Genomic DNA, 18,404 nt, shown 5'->3' on the forward strand with positions numbered 1-18,404 from the left:
ATTAGCGTTTCACAAAGCCCGCTGCCCCCTTTTACACTCCCCGCCGTTCAACCTGCCGAATGAGAAAAACCATGCTGTCATCCAAAGGATTTCTGCCTTACCTTGCCGTGCTGAGCATGCTCGGCTTTCTGGCCACCGATATGTATTTACCCGCCTTCGGCGCCATGCAGCGCGACTTTGCTTCCGCACCGGGCACCATCAGCGCCAGCCTGAGCCTGTTTCTGGGCGGCTTTGCCTGTGCGCAGGTGCTGTGGGGCGTGCTGTCGGACCGCTTCGGCCGTAAACCCATTCTGCTGGCGGGCCTGAGCCTGTTTGCGCTGAGCTGTCTTGCCATGCTGTGGGTGACTAACGTCTGGCTGATGCTGGCGCTGCGCTTTGTGCAGGCGGTAGGCGTGTGCGCCGCGGCGGTGAGCTGGCAGGCGCTGGTGGTTGATCGCTATCCGCAGGCCAAAGCCAACAAAGTGTTTGCCACGATTATGCCGCTGGTGGCGCTGTCACCGGCGCTGGCGCCGCTGCTGGGGGCCTGGCTGATGGCCCATTTTCACTGGCGCGCCATTTTCCTCGCGCTCACGCTGGTGACGCTGGTGTTGCTGTTCGGCACGCTGAAACTGGCCAGCTCGCCGCGTGCGCGCCACAACAGCGCGCCGCAGCCGGGCTGGCTGACGCTGCTGGCGACGCGTATTTACAGCGGTAACGTACTGATTTATGCCGCCTGCTCCGCCAGTTTCTTCGCCTGGCTGACCGGCTCGCCGTTTATCCTCGCCGCCGCGGGTCTGAGCCCGGCGGACATTGGCCTGAGCTATATTCCGCAGACCATCGCCTTCCTGCTGGGCGGGTTTGGCTGTCGCGCACTGCTGAACCGTTTTCAGGGTGCGCAGCTGCTGCCGTGGTTGCTGATGATTTACAGTCTGAGCATTCTGGGTCTGTTTGCGGTGGCGCTGATCACCACGCCGCCGCTGGTGGCTCTGCTGCTGCCGTTCTGCGGCATGGCGCTGGCCAATGGCGCGATTTACCCGATTGTGGTGTCCAGCGCCCTCGCCCCGTTCCCGCAGGCCACCGGCAAAGCGGCCGGCCTGCAGAATCTGCTGCAGCTGGGCTTATGCTTCCTCGCCAGCCTTATTGTATCCGCCGGTCTGCAGCAGGCGCTGTTACATACCACGCTGGTCATGGTCGCCACGGTGATCCTCGCCTGGGCCGGTTTCCTGTGGCAGCGCAGCGCCAACGCACAAAGTGATATTGCTCACGCTTCCCGTCCCTGCGAAGATAATTGCTAAGGCAACGATTATCGTTAGCAAACTAACGATAAGCCATTGAATACTGACCTGCGTGAGCATATACTCAGTGGGTCAGCATTTCTGCAACAAATCAATAACATAATGATCGTATTTTTTAGCGACACTGTCGCTGGGATGGCGTCTGCACGATATTCACCTCCGGAGTTGTGGCAGACATTTCTATTCAGATTCATACCTCTGTAGTACGTCGGCTATCTGGCGCACGGATTTTCCGTGAGTTCTCTCACAGGCCTGAGGAATTTGACTATTCTTTTTCTCAGGTTCAAATCGGAAAGGTGATGGAGAAGCTATGAGTTCATCGTGTATAGAAGAAGTGAGCCTTGAAGAAAACCAATGGTTTCGTATCGCCCATGAATTACTGGAGCGGGCGGACATTCACATCAACGGCACACGCCCCTGGGATATTCAGGTCAGACATGCGGATTTTTTCAAACGGGTCTTGCAGGAGGGATCGCTGGGCCTCGGTGAAAGCTACATGGACGGCTGGTGGGAGTGCGAACGTCTGGATATGTTCTTCCACCGCGTGCTGAAACATCATCTGGATAAGCAGTTACCGCACCATTTTAAAGACACGCTGCGCATTGCTGCGGCGCGCCTCACCAATCTGCAGTCAAAGAAACGCGCCTGGATTGTTGGTAAAGAGCACTACGATCTTGGCAACGACCTGTTTTCACTGATGCTCGATCCGTTTATGCAGTACTCCTGCGGCTACTGGAAAAGCGCGGAAACGCTGGAGCAGGCACAGCAGGACAAGCTGGATATGATCTGCCGCAAGCTGCAGCTTGAGCCGGGCATGACGCTGCTGGATATCGGCTGCGGCTGGGGCGGACTGGCGGAATTCGCCGCGCGTCATTACGGGGTGAAAGTGCATGGCGTGACTATCTCTGCCGAGCAGCAGAAAATGGCGCAGCAGCGCTGTGCCGGTCTGGATGTGACCATTCTGCTGCAGGATTACCGTGATTTGAACCAGCAGTTTGACCGCATCGTGTCGGTGGGCATGTTCGAACACGTCGGGCCGAAAAACTATGCCACCTACTTCGATGTGGTTGATCGTAACCTGAAACCGGAAGGCCTGTTTTTGCTGCACACCATTGGGGCGATCAGAACCGACATGAACGTCGATCCGTGGATCGATAAATACATTTTCCCCAACGGCTGTTTACCGTCGGTACGGCAGATTGCCGATGCCAGCGAATCTCACTTCATCATGGAAGACTGGCATAACTTTGGCGCGGATTATGACACCACGCTGATGGCCTGGTACGAGCGATTCCAGGCGGCATGGCCGCAGCTGGCGGAGAAGTATGGCGAGCGTTTCAAACGGATGTTCAGCTATTACCTCAACGCCTGCGCCGGTGCGTTTCGCGCGCGCGATATTCAGCTGTGGCAGGTAGTTTTCAGCCGCGGCGCTGAAGGCGGTTTGCGCGTGGCGCGTTGATTTCCGAGCCAGGACAAAAGGCGCTTACCGCGCCTTTTTTATTCGCGATTACTCAGCGTCCGGCAGCGTTTGTGCCGCCAGCGCGGCCGCGGCATCACGCTGCGCCAGCACACGTTCAACGGTGTCGACAATCGCCTGGGTATGCGGATCGATTTCGATATTGACCCGGTGCCCCAGCTTCTTCGCGCCCAGCGTGGTGCGCTCCAGCGTTTCCGGGATCAGGTGCACGCAGAACTTACTTTTGGTGACATCACCGACTGTCAGGCTGATACCATCGATGCCGACGAATCCTTTATGCAGAATATATTTGATCTGCTCAGCGTCCTGTAATTTAAACCACACTTCGCGGTTATTCTCTGACTGGATAATTTTACAGATTTCGGCGGTGGTCATAATATGGCCGGACATCAGGTGTCCGCCAATTTCATCGCTGAATTTCGCGGCGCGCTCAATATTCACGATGTCACCAACCTGTAATTCACCGAGGTTGGTGATGCGCAGCGTCTCTTTGATGAGATCGAAGCTGACGCGATCGCCGTCAATGGCGGTCACCGTCAGGCAGCACCCGTTGTGCGCTACCGAGGCGCCCAGCGCCAGGCCGGGCAGCAGCTCAGCAGGCAAGCGCACGGTGTGGGTGCGGAACAACTCTTTTTCTTCAATGGCGACAATTTCTGCCGTGCCCTGCACAATTCCGGTAAACATAATTTCAGCCTCTGCGAAGTTTGTGGCAGTTTATCACAGCTTGCGCCGCAAGGTTTAATTTGCCGGCGCGCAAACTTTACACAAATGGCGCAGCCAAATGCGATCAATGTTTGGCGGAAGTGCGGGCTACCGCTACACTAGGTCGCGCATTCTTTGGGGATTTCACCCCGCTCTCTTCTTAAATTACGCAGGTGATACGTGCAGAAGTATTTAACAGAAGCGCGTCAATTGCTGGCCCTCGCGATCCCGGTCATCCTTGCTCAGGTGGCACAGACCGCGATGGGATTTGTGGATACCATAATGGCCGGTGCGGTGAGCGCCACGGATATGGCCGCCGTTGCTGTCGGCACCTCTATCTGGCTTCCCGCCATTTTGTTTGGTCATGGTCTGCTGCTGGCATTGACGCCAACCGTTGCGCAACTCAACGGATCCGGGCGACGCGAGCGCATCGCAGAACAGGTGCGCCAGGGGTACTGGCTGGCGGCGGGCGTGGCGCTGCTGATTATGGTGGTGCTGTGGAACGCTGGCTACCTGATTCACACCATGCATGACATTGATCCTCAGCTGGCGGCCAAAGCAGAAGGTTATCTGCACGCGCTGCTGTGGGGCGCACCGGGCTACCTGTTTTTCCAGGTGGCACGTAATCAGTGTGAAGGGCTGTCGAAGACCAAGCCGGCGATGCTGCTGGGTTTCCTCGGCCTGCTGACCAACATTCCGCTGAACTATGTGTTTATTTACGGCCATTTTGGTATGCCTGCGCTGGGCGGCGTGGGCTGTGGCGTCGCCACCGCATCGGTTTACTGGGTGATGTATCTGGTGATGCGCTTCTGGCTGAAGCGCATGCCGGCCATGCGCGATATTCGCATGCATAACCGCTGGTCGCCACCGTCGCGCACCATCCTGACGCGCCTGTTCACGCTGGGATTACCGGTCGCGCTGGCGCTGTTTTTCGAGGTCACGCTGTTTGCCGTGGTGGCGCTGCTGGTGTCGCCGCTCGGCATTGTGAAAGTGGCTGGTCATCAGATCGCGCTCAACTTCAGCTCGCTGATGTTTGTGCTGCCGCTGTCGCTCGGCGTCGCCACTACCATTCGCGTCGGCTACCGTCTGGGCCAGGGCTCGGCCGAACAGGCCCGCATCGCCGCGTGGACCGGTCAGGGCGTGGGTATCACCATGGCGGCGATCACCGCGCTGTTTACCGTAACCTTCCGCCACGATATCGCTGCGCTCTATACCGCTAATCCGGAAGTGATTACCCTGGCGGCGCAGCTGATGCTGCTGGCGGCCATCTACCAGTTCTCGGATTCGATTCAGGTGATCGGCAGCGGTATCCTGCGCGGCTATAAGGACACGCGCTCGATCTTCTTTATTACCCTGATCGCCTACTGGGTGCTGGGACTGCCGGTGGGTTACGTGCTGGCGCTGACCGACTGGGTGGTGGCACCGCTGGGGCCGGCCGGTTTCTGGTGCGGATTTATCGTCGGTCTGACGTCGGCGGCGGTGATGATAATCTGGCGCATCCGTCGTCTGCAGCGTTTACCGGCGCAGGTGATTCTGGCACGCGCCGCGCGCTAAGTGGCTGAGCGGGCGTTTATTTGGCCCGCAATGGCGAAAAAAACGACGCATAGCACAGTTGCTGGTCAGTCGTCAGGAAAAATCACTTTTCCGCTTGCCAGCATCACGGCCTGCCGTTAATATTCGTCCCCGCTGTCGCCCTGACAGCGTGTTGCGCTCTTAGCTCAGTTGGTTAGAGCACCACCTTGACATGGTGGGGGTCGATGGTTCGAGTCCATTAGAGCGCACCAAGTGCGTCCGTAGCTCAGTTGGTTAGAGCACCACCTTGACATGGTGGGGGTCGGTGGTTCGAGTCCACTCGGACGCACCAGATTTCTGAAATGCGCTCTTAGCTCAGTTGGTTAGAGCACCACCTTGACATGGTGGGGGTCGATGGTTCGAGTCCATTAGAGCGCACCACTTTTGCTGTTATCTCCCTTGCGCAACTCGCCTTTCCTTGATCTGAGTCGGTTTTCTCCCTCTGCTTTTATATTGGTTTTCGCATACTTAGCGACTATACTATGCCGCGTTGTTCCACCTGAAAGGTTTCAGCGCTAACGTGCCTATGCCAGCCACTTACATCATTTGCGCAACGCCGTCGCTACGGTCTCTCCGCCCGGCGCATAACTTCTCTGCACGCTTAGCCGTCGTCACCTATTCTTACTTCTGTGTCAAACGTACCAACACCAAACAGATTTTTACTTCGGTGCCAGGCGCATCGAACCCCGACCTTTATCATCCATCACAACTTACAGAAATCTGACATGAAAAAGACCAAGATCGTTTGTACTATCGGTCCGAAAACCGAATCCGAAGAGATGCTGACTCAATTGCTGGAAGCGGGCATGAACGTCATGCGCCTGAACTTCTCTCACGGGGATTATGCCGAACATGGTCAGCGCATCACCAACATGCGTGCCGTCATGGAAAAAACCGGTCGCCAGGCCGCGATTCTGCTGGACACCAAAGGCCCGGAAATCCGTACCATGAAACTGGACGGTGGCAATGATGTGTCCCTGAAAGCTGGCCAGACCTTCACCTTCACCACCGATCAGTCAGTGATTGGTAACAGCGAGCGCGTTGCCGTTACTTACGCCGGTTTCACCGAAGACCTGAAAATTGGTAACACCGTGCTGGTCGACGATGGTCTGATCGGCATGGAAGTCACCGAAGTCACCGAAAACACCGTGGTGTGTAAAGTGCTGAACAATGGCGACCTTGGCGAAAACAAAGGCGTCAACCTGCCAGGCGTGTCCATTCAGCTGCCGGCACTGGCGGAAAAAGACAAGCGCGATCTGATCTTCGGCTGCGAGCAAGGCGTGGATTTTGTTGCGGCTTCCTTCATCCGTAAACGTTCTGACGTGCTGGAAATCCGTGAGCACCTGAAAGCCCACGGCGGTGAGCACATTCAGATCATCTCCAAGATCGAAAACCAGGAAGGCCTGAACAACTTCGACGAGATCCTGGAAGCCTCTGACGGCATCATGGTCGCGCGTGGTGACCTCGGTGTGGAAATCCCGGTTGAAGAAGTGATCTTCGCGCAGAAGATGATGATCAAGAAGTGTAATAAAGCGCGCAAAGTGGTAATCACCGCGACGCAGATGCTGGATTCGATGATCAAGAACCCGCGCCCTACCCGTGCTGAAGCCGGCGACGTGGCCAACGCCATCCTCGACGGTACCGACGCGGTGATGCTGTCCGGTGAGAGCGCCAAGGGTAAATACCCGCTGGAGTCGGTCACCATCATGGCGACCATTTGCGAGCGTACCGATCGCGTGATGAAATCGCGCATCGATTCCCTGCAGGATTCGCGCAAGCTGCGTATCACTGAAGCAGTGTGCCGTGGCGCCGTTGAGACCGCTGAGAAACTGGAAGCGCCGGTGATTGTGGTGGCGACCGAAGGCGGTAAGTCGGCTAAATCCGTGCGTAAATACTTCCCGGATGCCACCATTCTGGCCCTGACCACTAACCAGACCACCGCGCGTCAGCTGATCCTCAGCAAAGGGATTGAAACGCGTCTGGTGAGCGAAATCGCCTCGACCGATGATTTCTACCGCATCGGCAAAGAGATGGCGCTGCAGAGCGGCTACGCGCAGAAAGGCGATGTCGTGGTGATGGTTTCGGGTGCGCTGGTACCGAGCGGAACCACCAACACCGCGTCGGTGCACGTACTCTGATCGAGCCGGTGATGTTTATTTAAAAGAGCGCCTTTCGGGGCGCTTTTTTTTATTCCGCGCCTGAGACAGAAAGCGGAAAATTCCAATCGATAATAACTATTCAATATCCCGCAGAATTAAGGTTAATCCGATTAAATCTCTCTGTTTTCGCTAAATATTTTCATCATGTTCTGCGAAACGCTGCTTCTTTGAGCGAACGATCAAATTTAAGCATGTTCTCATCAAAAATTTATTCTCAACTTAAAAAGCTTTGTGTAATACTTGTAACGCTACATGGAGATTAACTCAATCTAGAGGGTATAAATAATGAATCGTACTAAACTGGTACTGGGCGCGGTAATCCTGGGTTCAACTCTGCTGGCTGGTTGCTCAAGCAACGCTAAAATCGACCAGCTGTCTTCAGACGTTCAGACTCTGAACGCTAAAGTTGACCAGCTGAGCAACGACGTGAACGCAATCCGTTCTGACGTTCAGGCTGCTAAAGACGACGCAGCTCGCGCTAACCAGCGTCTGGACAACCAGGCTCACTCTTACCGTAAGTAAGAGTTCTGGTTTGAAAAATGGTGCCCTTGTGGCACCATTTTTTTTGTCCGGATTCTGCCGTCCGCTGGCCCTGAATCACGGTGTCGCAGCGGCTTCGCCCTGCGCCTGACTGATGGTGGCTTGCGCACCGCCTGTTGCCCCCTGCTGCGTCTGCAGCACTGCCGGCAGCGGCGTCGCCTCACTCACCGGTTCCCCACTGCTCACCAGTACCGGCATGCCTGAGCGACGTTCAATCGCCGCCTTAATCAGCGCACTGTCGCTCTTCGCACTCTTTATAAAGGCTTTCAGCGGCGCGCTCAGCGCAATTGGCATGGTCTGCGGATCGTCCTGTTCATTACGCGACAGCGGCTGGTGTACCTCGATGTAGCGTTTGCCGTCGGGTTCGATGGCATATTTGATCGGCTGGTTAATCACCTGTACGCGTGTACCCTGCGGCACGCTGTTAAACAGCGCTTCGATATCGTCCGGGCGCAAACGAATACAGCCGGAGCTGACGCGCATCCCGATGCCGAAGTCGGCGTTGGTGCCGTGAATCAGATACTGGCCGCTGCCGCGCGCCAGACGCAACGCAAACAGCCCCATCGGGTTATCCGGCCCGGCAGGCACCATCGCGGGCAGCGTGATGCCCTCTTTGGCGTAGCGTTTGCGGATATTGACGGTGGGCGTCCAGGTGGGGTTAGGGATTTTCTGGCTGATACTCGTCACCATGCTCGGCGTGGCGGCACCCAACTGACCGATGCCGATCGGATAAACCACGACGCGATTTTCCCCTTTGGGATAGTAGTAGAGGCGCAGTTCGGCCAGGTTGATCACGATGCCTTCACGCGGCGCATCCGGCAACAGCATCTGCAGTGGCACGGTAAGCTGCGTTCCGGCTTTCGGCAGCCAGGGGTCGACGCCCGGGTTGGCTTCCAGCATGCCGAGCATGCCTATCTTATAACGCGCGGCAATGCTCTCCAGTGGCCGTTTGTCATCCAGGACGGTGGTCAGAGTGTTTTCGCCAATCAAACGGCTATCAGCGGCTGGCAGGGGATATTCCGTAGCAAACGCAGGTGCAGACAGTCCGAAACAGGACAACAGCAATGCACCGGCTAAACGAAGCGCAGGTTTCATGCAATTTTCTCTTTGTCGGATGGAACAGACCCCGGTCATGGCCGGGGTCTGGAGAGTGTAACTTAGCTGAAAGACTGTGCGTTATGCCGGATCGCGCGAATCATCGCTTCCAGCCCCTGCGAACGCGAAGGGGTGAGGTGTTGCGTCAGGGCCAGTTCGCCAAACCAGTGGGCGACATCCAGTGCCAGAATCTCTGGCGCTTTAAGCCCCTGATACAGGCTAAATACCACGGCAATCAAGCCCTTAACGATGGCGGCATCGCTGTCACCTTCAAAAGCAATGGTGCCGTCTGCCTGTGGGGTCATGCGAATCCATACCTGACTCTGACAGCCGGAAATGACGTACTGCGGCTGATGCAAGCTTTCAGAGGATTCTGGTAATTTTGCCCCGAGTTCAATGATGTAGAGGTACTTCTCTTCCCAGTTGGCGCAACGATTGAAGTTGCGCACCAGTTTCTCTTTTTCTGGCAGGTTTGCCATGCATAACTCCTGAAATCTGCTCAACCGCCCAGAAGACGATGAATGCGCGTCAGGCCAGCCGCCAGGCGATCGGCTTCCTCTTCGCTGTTGTAGAGCGCGAAAGAGGCGCGACACATCGCGGGCACCGCATAATGACGCATCAGCGGCATGGCACAGTGGTGGCCGGTGCGGATGGCAATGCCGTACTGGTCGAGGAAGCTGCCAACGTCAAAAGCGTGGTGCTTACCGAGGTTAAACGCCACCACGCCGCTGCGCTCGGCCGGGCCGTAAATAACCAGGTCCGGCACCGACGCCAGCTTGTCCAGCGCGTAACGCATCAGCTGGCTCTCGCGCTGCTGGATCGTCTCCAGACCGAGTTCGCTGATCCACGTCAGCGCTGCGCCAAGGCCAATGATGCCGCCGGTGTTCGGCGTGCCGGCCTCAAAGCGCCACGGTGCGCCATTCCAGGTGGTGCCTGTGGGCAGCATGACCTGATCGATCATCGAACCGCCGCCTTCCCACGGCGGCATGATCTCCTGCAGCGCCTTACGCGCGTACAGCACGCCAATCCCGGTCGGCCCATAGATTTTATGGCCGGAGAACACGTAGAAATCGCAGCCGATATCCTGTACGTCAACCGGGTGGTGCATCACAGCCTGAGCGCCGTCTACCAGCGTCACTACGCCCGCAGCTTTCGCCTGCGCCACGATGGCTTTCACCGGGTTAACCGTGCCGAGCACGTTGGAAACGTGCGTCACGGCCAGCAGGCGCGTACGGCTGTCGATCAGCCCCGCCAGCTGTTCCAGCGCCAGCTCGCCGTTGTCGTTAAGTGGCAGCACACGGATTTCCGCGCCGGTGCGCTGGGCCACCATCTGCCATGGCACGATGTTGGCGTGATGCTCCATCTCAGTGACAATCAGGTTATCGCCCGGCTGCAGCTGACTGCCGCCCCAGCTGTTAGCCACCAGATTAATGCCTTCGGTGGTGCCTTTCACGAAGATGATCTCTTCCGGCGCGGCGGCATGCAGAAAACGCGCCGCCTGGGCGCGCACGTTTTCCATGTCGCTGGTCGCCTGTGCGCTCAGCGAGTGAATGCCACGGTGCACGGCCGCATAGCCGTGCTGATAGAAGTGACTTTCCGCGTTGATCACCGCGAGCGGGCGCTGTGCGCTGGCCGCGCTGTCAAGGTAGGCCAGCGGATGTCCGTTGACCTCACGACTCAGAATCGGAAACTCCGCTCTGACTCGTTCGAGATCGAAACTCATGACTCAACTCCCGGGAAACGATCGGTAATACGTTGTAGTACCACCTGACGCAGCGCGTCATCTTCCAGCGCTTCCGTCAGTTCAGCGGCGAAAGCATGGATGATCATCTGCTGCGCCGCGTCTTCGGCGATGCCGCGCGAGCGCAGATAGAACATCTGCTCGTCGTCGATGCGACCGATAGTCGCGCCGTGGCTGCACTTAACGTCATCGGCGTAGATTTCCAGCTGCGGCTTGGTGTCCACTTCCGCCAGGCGACCGAGCAACAGGTTGTTGTTGGTCATCTGGCCGTCAGTTTTCAGCGCGTGCTGCGCCACTTTGATGTGGCCGTTAAACACTGAGCGCCCTTTGTCACGCGAAATGGTTTTGTGCAGCTGGCGACTCAGGCAGTGGCCTTTGTTGTGCTCCAGATAGCTGCGCGTATCCGCCACTTCGCTGCCTACCGGCAGCACCAGGCTGTTCAGCGACAGCTGGGTGTTCTCACCGTTCAGCTGCACGCTGGTGTTGTGACGCGACAAACCGGCACCCAGCAGGAAGCTGGTGCTGCTCACCTGCGCGTCACGGCCAATCACGATGTCGTTGTGCGCAAAGTGGTAGCTGCTGCTCTCTTCAAACGCCAGCTTGGTATGCTTCATCTGCGCATTGTCGCCCACCGCAAAGGTAAAACGCGCGCCGGTGAAGTGGGCGCTGCCATTCAGCGTCACGTAATGCTCGATCACCTGCGCTTCCGCGCCGGACTCCAGCTCCAGATGGTGACGATGATGCACCGTGTTGAGCGCATCCGCCTGCCCGCTGGTAATGTGCAGCAGATAGAGCGGCTGCGCCGCAGCTTTGCCGCGCGGCAGACGAATCGAGGTCACCTCTTCCGCCAGACTTTCCGTCAGGTGCAGGAACACCTCCGGCTGTACTGCGGCCGGTAACGGACGTCGCTCAGCGGCACGGCTGTGCTGCACGTCAAACAGACCGGTGTCACGCGCGCTCAGCTCAGGCTGGAAGCGGCCGTCGACGAACACCAGGCAAATCGCGTCCAGCGGCAGCGCCAGCGCAGCCACCTGCTCAGCGCTCACGCCTGGCGCTTCCGCCTGCACGAACTGCTGTGCCAGCAGGCTGTCCAGCGCGGTGTATTTCCAGTTTTCATGCTTGCGCGTCGGCAGGCCGACACGCATCAATTGCTGCCAGTGCTGCTGTGCCTGCAGCGAACGCTGTTCGCCGCGTGACTCAAACAGGTGATGCCACTGCTGCAGCGCGTTATCACTCCTGGTCGGTAAGCCAGCCATAGCCTTGCTCCTCCAGCTGTTTCACCAGCGTAAAGTCGCCAGACTTCACGATTTTGCCCTGATACAGCACGTGCACGTGATCTGGCTTGATGTAATCCAGGATGCGCTGGTAGTGCGTTACGATGATGAATGAGCGCTTGCCGTCGCGCAGGCTGTTCACGCCTTCTGCAACAATTTTCAGCGCATCGATATCCAGACCGGAGTCGGTTTCATCGAGGATGCACAGCTCAGGCTCCAGCGCCGCCATCTGCAGGATGTCATTACGCTTCTTCTCACCGCCGGAGAAACCGACGTTGACGGAACGGGTCAGCAGATCTTCCGGCATCTTCAGCAGCTTGATCTTGTCTTCGATGAAGTCCTGGAAGTCGAAACGGTCCAGCTCTTCCTGCTCACGGTATTTACGCACCGCATTGACTGAGGTCTGCAGGAAAAACTGGTTGCTGACGCCCGGGATCTCGACCGGGTACTGAAACGCCATGAAGATGCCCTCACCGGCACGCTCTTCCGGCTCCAGCTCCAGCAGGTCTTTGCCTTTAAAGGTCACGGAACCGCCGGTGATTTCATAATCTTCACGACCGGCCAGCGTGGCAGACAGGGTGCTCTTGCCGGAACCGTTCGGGCCCATAATGGCATGCACTTCGCCCGGCTTAACCTCAAGGTTCAGACCGCGCAAAATCTCTTTGTCTTCAACGCTAACCTGTAAATCTTTAATGCTTAACATACTCTTTCCTTCACATTGCTTCCGGCAACGCGTGTGGCATCAGCCGACACTGTGCTCAAGGCTGATCGCTAACAGTTTTTGCGCTTCCACGGCGAATTCCAGTGGCAGCTCGGAGAAAACGTCTTTACAGAAGCCGTTGACGATCATCGAGATCGCATCTTCTTCGCTAATGCCGCGCTGCAGGCAGTAGAACATCTGATCTTCACCGATGCGCGACGTCGTGGCTTCGTGCTCAAGCTGCGCGCTGTTGTTGCGCGTTTCCACATACGGGAAGGTGTGCGCACCGCAGTCCGGCCCAATCAGCATCGAGTCACACTGGGTGAAGTTACGCGCGTTAGTCGCAGTCGGCATGATTTTCACCAGGCCGCGGTAGGTGTTCTGGCTCTTACCGGCCGAGATACCTTTCGAGATGATGGTCGATTTGGTGTTTTTACCAATGTGAATCATCTTGGTACCGGTATCGGCCTGCTGGCGACCGCTGGTCAGCGCGACGGAGTAGAATTCGCCCACTGAGTAATCACCGCGCAGGATGCAGCTCGGGTATTTCCAGGTGATGGCTGAGCCGGTCTCGGACTGCGTCCACGACATCTTGCTGTGCTCGCCTTCACACAGCGCACGCTTGGTCACGAAGTTGAGGATACCGCCCTCGCCTTCTCCGCCCGGGAACCAGTTCTGCACCGTGGAGTATTTCACTTCGGCGTTTTTGTGGATGATCACTTCAACCACCGCTGCGTGCAGCTGGTAGGTGTCGCGCACCGGCGCTGAACAGCCTTCGATGTAGCTGACGTAGCTGTCTTCATCAGCAATCAGAATGGTACGTTCGAACTGGCCGGTTTTCGCCGCGTTGATGCGGAAATAGGTCGACAGCTCCATCGGGCAACGCACGCCTTTCGGGATGTAAACGAAGGTACCGTCGGACGCCACCGCCGAGTTGAGCGCAGCAAAGAAGTTATCGTTGTGCGGCACCACGGTGCCAAGATACTTCTGTACCAGCTCCGGATGATCGTGGATCGCTTCACCGAAGGAGCAGAAAATAATGCCCTGCTCAGCCAGCTTGTCACGATAAGTGGTCGACACGGACACCGAGTCGAAAATGGCGTCCACCGCCACTTCTCTGCCTTCACGCACCGGCACGCCCAGCTGGTTAAACGCGTCTTCCACTTCTTTGGTCAGGTAATCGCTGGAGGCGACACTGCCGGACGTCTGGGTGGCACCCGGTTCAGAGGCACAGCTGTCATCGCAATTGCCGCAGGACGGCGCGGAATAGTAGCTGTAATCCTGATAATCGAGCTTGTCGTAGTGCGCTTTCAGCCAGTGTGGCTCTTCCATCTCCAGCCAGGCGCGAAACGCCTTGAGACGGAACTCCAGCATCCACTCGGGTTCGTTACGTTTGGCCGAAATGGCACGCACCACATCTTCATTGATGCCGTGTGCCAGTTCGTCGGTTTGCAGCTGGGTGAAGAAGCCTTCTTTGTAGTTCAGGCTGCCTTCCCAGGTTTGTACATCGTCAGATGCTTCGCTGTGTCGTGACATATTTCACTTACTCGACGCCAAAGCTTTCACCGCACCCGCAGGCGTGCTGAGCTTTAGGGTTGTTGAATTTAAAAATCTGGTTCAGGCCTTCGCGGACATAATCCAGCTCGGTACCGTCAACAAACGGCATCGCCTGAAGCGGCACAAACAGTTTTGCGCCATATTGCTCGAACTGCAGGTCGTCATCGGCAGGCGCTTTCACCAGATCCATAACGTACCCAAAACCGGCACAGCCGGACTGTTTCACACCCAGTTTCAGGCCCTTAACTTCCGGGTCCTGTTCCACCAGGCTGAGAATCTGTTTCGCTGCCGACTCGGTCAGCGTGAGCCCTTTCCAGACGAAATCGTCAGGTGAAAAAGACGCTGCATTTACTGATGACATAGTGCTACCTCGTAAGTCTGGGCCTTTTCAGGCTATCCCCCTATGGTAGTGATATCAGATATCACTTCAACCTCTTGTTTTGCAGGGATAATCATCTCGTGCTGTTTTTTACTGCTGCTTTATTAAGCATAGTCCCTTCCCACCAGCTTGTGCGCGCCATTCCCGCGCGCGCCGTCAGAACGTAACCTGTTCATAAGCCGTAAATTTTCCAGTTCGCTTTTTACGTTTATGCTCTGATTGATAGGTTACGCCTTTGCTGAATGTAAAGAGATTGTTATTGCCGATTTTTGTAACAGGCAAAGGAAATCAATAAAATTTCACGGCGGGAATTGCATTCCTGGCGCGGTTTAATATGATAATGATTATCATTAACCTACTTTGGGTGGCGACATGACGCTTTCCGTCTCAGCCTGGTTACAACACAAAATCGACGAATATAAGTTTTCGGTCCGCGATATCACCGTCGACTTCTATCTGGCTCAGGCAAAGCTCAACCGCACCGATTGTTCCATTGAACAACTGCGTCGTTTTAACGATACCTGTCTCGACATGGCCGAAATCTGCCAGCTGAACGGCGACGATCACAGCTACCTGCACGCGATGGGCAAGCTGCACCACCGCTTAGTACAGGAGATGGGCAATGCCGATCGCGATCGCCTGTTCCGTATTCAGGCTTACCAGCTGGCGCGCCTGTCGCTGACCCGTTTGTGTCATCAACTGGCGCTCAGCGGCGACTGGGACCAGGCTACCCGCCTGCAAAGTGATTTCGTCCGCCACGCAGGCTGGATATTCTAATCCAGCTTTGTGACGGCTCCTACAATTTGTTTACATCAATTCCAGCAAAGCCTGTAGCGGATGGCGCATACCGTTGCCCTCGGCGCGTTTCACCTGGCTGCGGCAGGAGAAGCCGGTCGCCAGACAGCGCTGACGCGGCAGCTTCTGCAGTTGCGGATGCCACGACAGTTCATAAATGCCCAGCGAGTTGGCCAGGTTTTTACTCTCGTGACCATAAGTGCCGGCCATGCCACAGCAGCCCACGTTGATGTTCTCCAGCTTCGCGCCAAAACGGGCAAAAATAGCCTGCCACTGATTGGGCGTTGACGGCAGCGCCGTGACCTCAGTGCAGTGGGCAAACAGATACCAGGCTTCGCCGCTGGCGATCTGCACCTCGCGCCCGGCCAGCACGCCGTGCAGCCATTCATGCACCAGCTGCACACTGAACGCGCCGCGCTGCTCGCCCAGCACCTGCTGATATTCGTCGCGATAGCACAATACCGTGGCCGGATCGACACCGACCATTGGCACACCGAGCTGCGCCACCCGGTTGAGGAATTCGGCGGTTTTGCCGGCGGTGCGGGCAAAGCGCTGCAGAAAACCTTTCACGTGCTGCGCTTTCCCGTTAGGTGAGAACGGCAGCAGCACCGGCCGGTAGCCGAGTTTTTCAATCAGCCGGATGAAATCGGTCACCAGCTGCGCTTCGTAATAGCTGGTAAACGGATCCTGCACCACCAGCACGTGCTGTTCGCGCTGGGCCGCATCCATCGCCTCCAGTTGCTCCAGCGTGACCCGCATCGCCGGGTGGCCGCTCAGCTGCTGCTTCAGGCTCGGCGAGGAGAGCAGCGGCAGATCCACCATGCCGATGTGGCGCTGGCTGAGGTCGCGCATCCACGGCTGTTTCAGGAAGAAGTTGAACACCCGCGGTGCTTTCGCCATCAGCGGCGCATAGCTTTCAACCGACGCCACCAGATGGTCGCTGACCGGGCGCAGATAGCGGGTGTGATAAAGCTGCAGGAAGCGCGAGCGGAAGTTCGGCACATCGATTTTAATCGGGCACTGGGTCGAACAGGCTTTACACGCCAGGCAGCCGGACATCGCCTCTTTCACTTCATGCGAGAAGTCATATTCGCCCTGCTTCGCATGCCACGAATTGCGCGTGCGCTGAATCAGACTGCGCAGGCTGGCGCCCTGTGATGGCAAGGCCTGCTCCAGCTTAAGCGGGTCAACGCCCTGCTCCGCCAGCAGGCGCAGCCACTCACGCGTTAGCGTGGCGCGTCCTTTTGGCGAATGGATACGATCGCGGGTGATTTTCATCGACGGGCACATCGGGCTGCGCACGTCAAAGTTGAAGCACAGTCCGTTGCCGTTACACTCCATCGCGCCGCGCCAGTCATTGCGTACCGTCAGCGGAATCTGGCGATCCCAGCTGCCGCGCGTGGCCGCATCGACCTGCATCATGGGCTCGTCGTTACCCAGCGGCGTACAGATTTTGCCGGGGTTGAGACGGTTATCCGGATCGAACGCCGCTTTGATGCGACGCAGCTCATTAAACAGCGTTTCGCCAAAGAACGCCGGACTGTACTGGGCACGGAAGCCTTTGCCGTGCTCGCCCCACAGCAGACCGCCGTAGCGCGCGGTAAGCGCCACCACTTCGTCCGAGATCTGCTTCATCAGCATCTCCTGCTGCGGATCGCACATGTCCAGCGCCGGACGCACGTGCAGCACGCCGGCATCCACGTGACCAAACATGCCGTAGCTCAGGCCGTGGCTGTCGAGCAGCGCACGAAAATCCACAATGTAATCCGCCAGATGCTCCGGCGGCACGGCGGTGTCTTCCACGAACGGAATCGGTTTGGCGCGCCCTTTGGCGTTGCCAAGCAGACCTACCGCTTTTTTACGCATGTTATAGATGCGCTCAATGCCCGCCAGATCATCACACAGCTGATAGCCCATCACGCCGCCCTGCTGCTGCGCCATCAGCTCATCCAGCCGCGCGCACAGCGTGGTCACCTGCTGCGCAATCAGCGCCGCATCGTCGCCGGCAAACTCGACAATATTCAGGCCGAGCATCTCTTTGCCTGGCACATCGGTGATCAGCTCGCTGACTGAATGCCAGACAATATCCTCGCGCGCCAGGTTCAGCACTTTCGAATCCACCGTCTCCACCGACAGGGCCTGCGCCTCGACCATAAAAGGCGCATTACGCAGTGCGGAATCGAATGAATCGTACTTAATGTTCACCAGCCGGCGCACTTTGGGAATGGGTGTGATATCCAGCCGGGCTTCGGTGATAAAGGCCAGCGTACCTTCGGCGCCGCACAACAGGCGCGTCAGGTCGAAAGTTTGCAAATCATCACTGAACACATGGCGCAGGTCATAACCGGTGAGGAAGCGGTTCAGTTTGGGGAATTTTGCCAGAATCAGTTCACGCTGCTCGCGGCAGCGGTTAAGCACTGCTTTATAGATGCGCCCTTCAGCGGTCGGCGTCGTGGCCAGCTGTTCCGCCAGCGCGGTGGGCATGGCGCGCGTATCAAGAATTTCGCCGCCCAGCAGCACGGCACGCAGGCCTTCGACGTGATCGGAGGTTTTGCCATACACCAGCGATCCCTGACCGGAGGCATCGGTATTGATCATGCCGCCCAGCGTGGCGCGGTTACTGGTCGACAGCTCCGGAGAGAAGAAAAAGCCGTACGGCCTGAGCCAGGCGTTAAGCTGGTCCTTCACCACGCCGGCTTCTACCCGCACCCAGCCCTGCTCGGTGTTGATCTCGAGGATGCGGTTCATGTAGCGCGACATGTCGACCACAATGCCCTGATTGAGCGACTGCCCGTTAGTACCGGTGCCGCCGCCGCGCGGGGTAAACACCAGGCTGTTGAAACGTGGCTCACCGGCCAGTCGGGCGATCAGCGCCACGTCCGCCGTTGAACGCGGAAACAGCGCCGCATCGGGCAGGAGCTGATAGATGCTGTTATCGGTGGAGAGCGTGAGGCGGTCGGCATAGCTGGTCGCGGTGTCGCCGGTAAAACCTTGTTCTTTCAGCGACTGCAGGAATGTCAGCACCAGTTGAACGAGGCCTGGCGCCTGAGAAATCTGTGGGATCATTATTTCGTGACCGGGATGTTGTAAACGTTTGCGTGGTTAATTTTTTTCAGCTCTTGGTTGTATCACATTTTTT

The 18,404-nt window shown here is 57.3% G+C and carries 15 protein-coding genes and 3 tRNA genes; 9 read left to right on the forward strand and 9 right to left on the reverse strand.

Annotation, left to right across the window (positions count from 1 at the left end; genetic code table 11):
- Positions 1–71: 71 nt before the first annotated feature.
- Together punC and cfa are read left to right on the forward strand one after the other, a co-directional pair.
- The gene (gene punC, locus C1N84_RS10365) at positions 72–1,274 is read left to right on the forward strand and encodes a purine nucleoside transporter PunC (protein WP_264441316.1); all 1,203 of its coding nucleotides are present in this window, start codon (positions 72–74) and stop codon (positions 1,272–1,274) included.
- Positions 1,275–1,584: 310 nt separating this feature from the next.
- Positions 1,585–2,733 carry a cyclopropane fatty acyl phospholipid synthase gene (gene cfa / locus C1N84_RS10370; RefSeq protein ID WP_088515859.1) on the forward strand — a complete coding sequence of 383 codons (1,149 nt, stop codon included), beginning with the start codon at positions 1,585–1,587 and terminating at the stop codon, positions 2,731–2,733.
- A 48-nt stretch (positions 2,734–2,781) separates the two neighbouring features.
- Here cfa and C1N84_RS10375 read toward each other — a convergent pair whose 3' ends face one another.
- Positions 2,782–3,435: a riboflavin synthase subunit alpha gene (locus C1N84_RS10375; protein ID WP_127833971.1), complete on the reverse strand. Its 654-nt coding sequence runs from the start codon at positions 3,433–3,435 to the stop codon at positions 2,782–2,784.
- 198 nt (positions 3,436–3,633) lie between these two features.
- Between C1N84_RS10375 and C1N84_RS10380 the strand changes: the two genes are divergently transcribed.
- The 6 genes from C1N84_RS10380 (at position 3,634) to C1N84_RS10405 (ending at position 7,706) form a co-directional block, all read left to right on the forward strand.
- Positions 3,634–5,007, forward strand: a complete 1,374-nt coding sequence (locus tag C1N84_RS10380) for an MATE family efflux transporter (RefSeq protein ID WP_264441317.1) — start codon at positions 3,634–3,636, stop codon at positions 5,005–5,007.
- 153 nt (positions 5,008–5,160) lie between these two features.
- A tRNA-Val gene (locus C1N84_RS10385) sits at positions 5,161–5,237 on the forward strand.
- 3 nt (positions 5,238–5,240) lie between these two features.
- Positions 5,241–5,317 (forward strand) — tRNA-Val (locus C1N84_RS10390).
- Between the two features lie 12 nt (positions 5,318–5,329).
- Positions 5,330–5,406 (forward strand) — tRNA-Val (locus C1N84_RS10395).
- Between the two features lie 344 nt (positions 5,407–5,750).
- A complete protein-coding gene (pykF, locus tag C1N84_RS10400) occupies positions 5,751–7,163 on the forward strand; it encodes a pyruvate kinase PykF (protein ID WP_021506226.1) in 1,413 nt (470 codons plus the stop codon).
- 306 nt (positions 7,164–7,469) lie between these two features.
- On the forward strand, positions 7,470–7,706 hold the full coding sequence (locus C1N84_RS10405) for a major outer membrane lipoprotein (protein WP_007374746.1): 237 nt from the start codon (positions 7,470–7,472) through the stop codon (positions 7,704–7,706).
- Positions 7,707–7,781: 75 nt separating this feature from the next.
- Here C1N84_RS10405 and C1N84_RS10410 read toward each other — a convergent pair whose 3' ends face one another.
- The 7 genes from C1N84_RS10410 to sufA form a co-directional block, all read right to left on the reverse strand.
- Positions 7,782–8,819, reverse strand: coding sequence for a L,D-transpeptidase family protein (locus C1N84_RS10410; RefSeq protein WP_264441318.1), 1,038 nt, complete (start codon positions 8,817–8,819; stop codon positions 7,782–7,784).
- 62 nt (positions 8,820–8,881) lie between these two features.
- Positions 8,882–9,298 carry a cysteine desulfuration protein SufE gene (gene sufE, locus C1N84_RS10415; protein ID WP_264441319.1) on the reverse strand — a complete coding sequence of 139 codons (417 nt, stop codon included), beginning with the start codon at positions 9,296–9,298 and terminating at the stop codon, positions 8,882–8,884.
- Between the two features lie 20 nt (positions 9,299–9,318).
- Positions 9,319–10,542, reverse strand: a complete 1,224-nt coding sequence (sufS, locus tag C1N84_RS10420) for a cysteine desulfurase SufS (protein WP_264441320.1) — start codon at positions 10,540–10,542, stop codon at positions 9,319–9,321.
- A complete protein-coding gene (gene sufD, locus C1N84_RS10425; RefSeq protein WP_264441321.1) occupies positions 10,539–11,816 on the reverse strand; it encodes a Fe-S cluster assembly protein SufD in 1,278 nt (425 codons plus the stop codon). Before sufD ends, sufS begins: the two co-directional genes overlap by 4 nt.
- Positions 11,791–12,537, reverse strand: a complete 747-nt coding sequence (gene sufC, locus C1N84_RS10430; RefSeq protein ID WP_021506231.1) for a Fe-S cluster assembly ATPase SufC — start codon at positions 12,535–12,537, stop codon at positions 11,791–11,793. Before sufC ends, sufD begins: the two co-directional genes overlap by 26 nt.
- Before the next feature lie 39 nt (positions 12,538–12,576).
- Positions 12,577–14,070 carry a Fe-S cluster assembly protein SufB gene (gene sufB, locus C1N84_RS10435; protein ID WP_021506232.1) on the reverse strand — a complete coding sequence of 498 codons (1,494 nt, stop codon included), beginning with the start codon at positions 14,068–14,070 and terminating at the stop codon, positions 12,577–12,579.
- A gap of 7 nt (positions 14,071–14,077) precedes the next feature.
- Complete coding sequence (sufA, locus tag C1N84_RS10440) at positions 14,078–14,452, reverse strand: Fe-S cluster assembly scaffold SufA (RefSeq protein WP_058776260.1); 375 nt, start codon at positions 14,450–14,452, stop codon at positions 14,078–14,080.
- Positions 14,453–14,842: 390 nt separating this feature from the next.
- On the opposite strand from sufA, the gene C1N84_RS10445 reads away from it, so the two are divergent.
- Entirely contained in the window at positions 14,843–15,247 is a 405-nt protein-coding gene (locus tag C1N84_RS10445; protein WP_021506233.1) for a hypothetical protein, read from the forward strand.
- Between the two features lie 30 nt (positions 15,248–15,277).
- Here C1N84_RS10445 and C1N84_RS10450 read toward each other — a convergent pair whose 3' ends face one another.
- Positions 15,278–18,331: a D-2-hydroxyglutarate dehydrogenase YdiJ gene (locus C1N84_RS10450; protein WP_264441322.1), complete on the reverse strand. Its 3,054-nt coding sequence runs from the start codon at positions 18,329–18,331 to the stop codon at positions 15,278–15,280.
- Positions 18,332–18,404 lie beyond the last annotated feature (73 nt).

The sequence above is a fragment of the Pantoea sp. SGAir0418 genome, assembly GCF_043529865.1.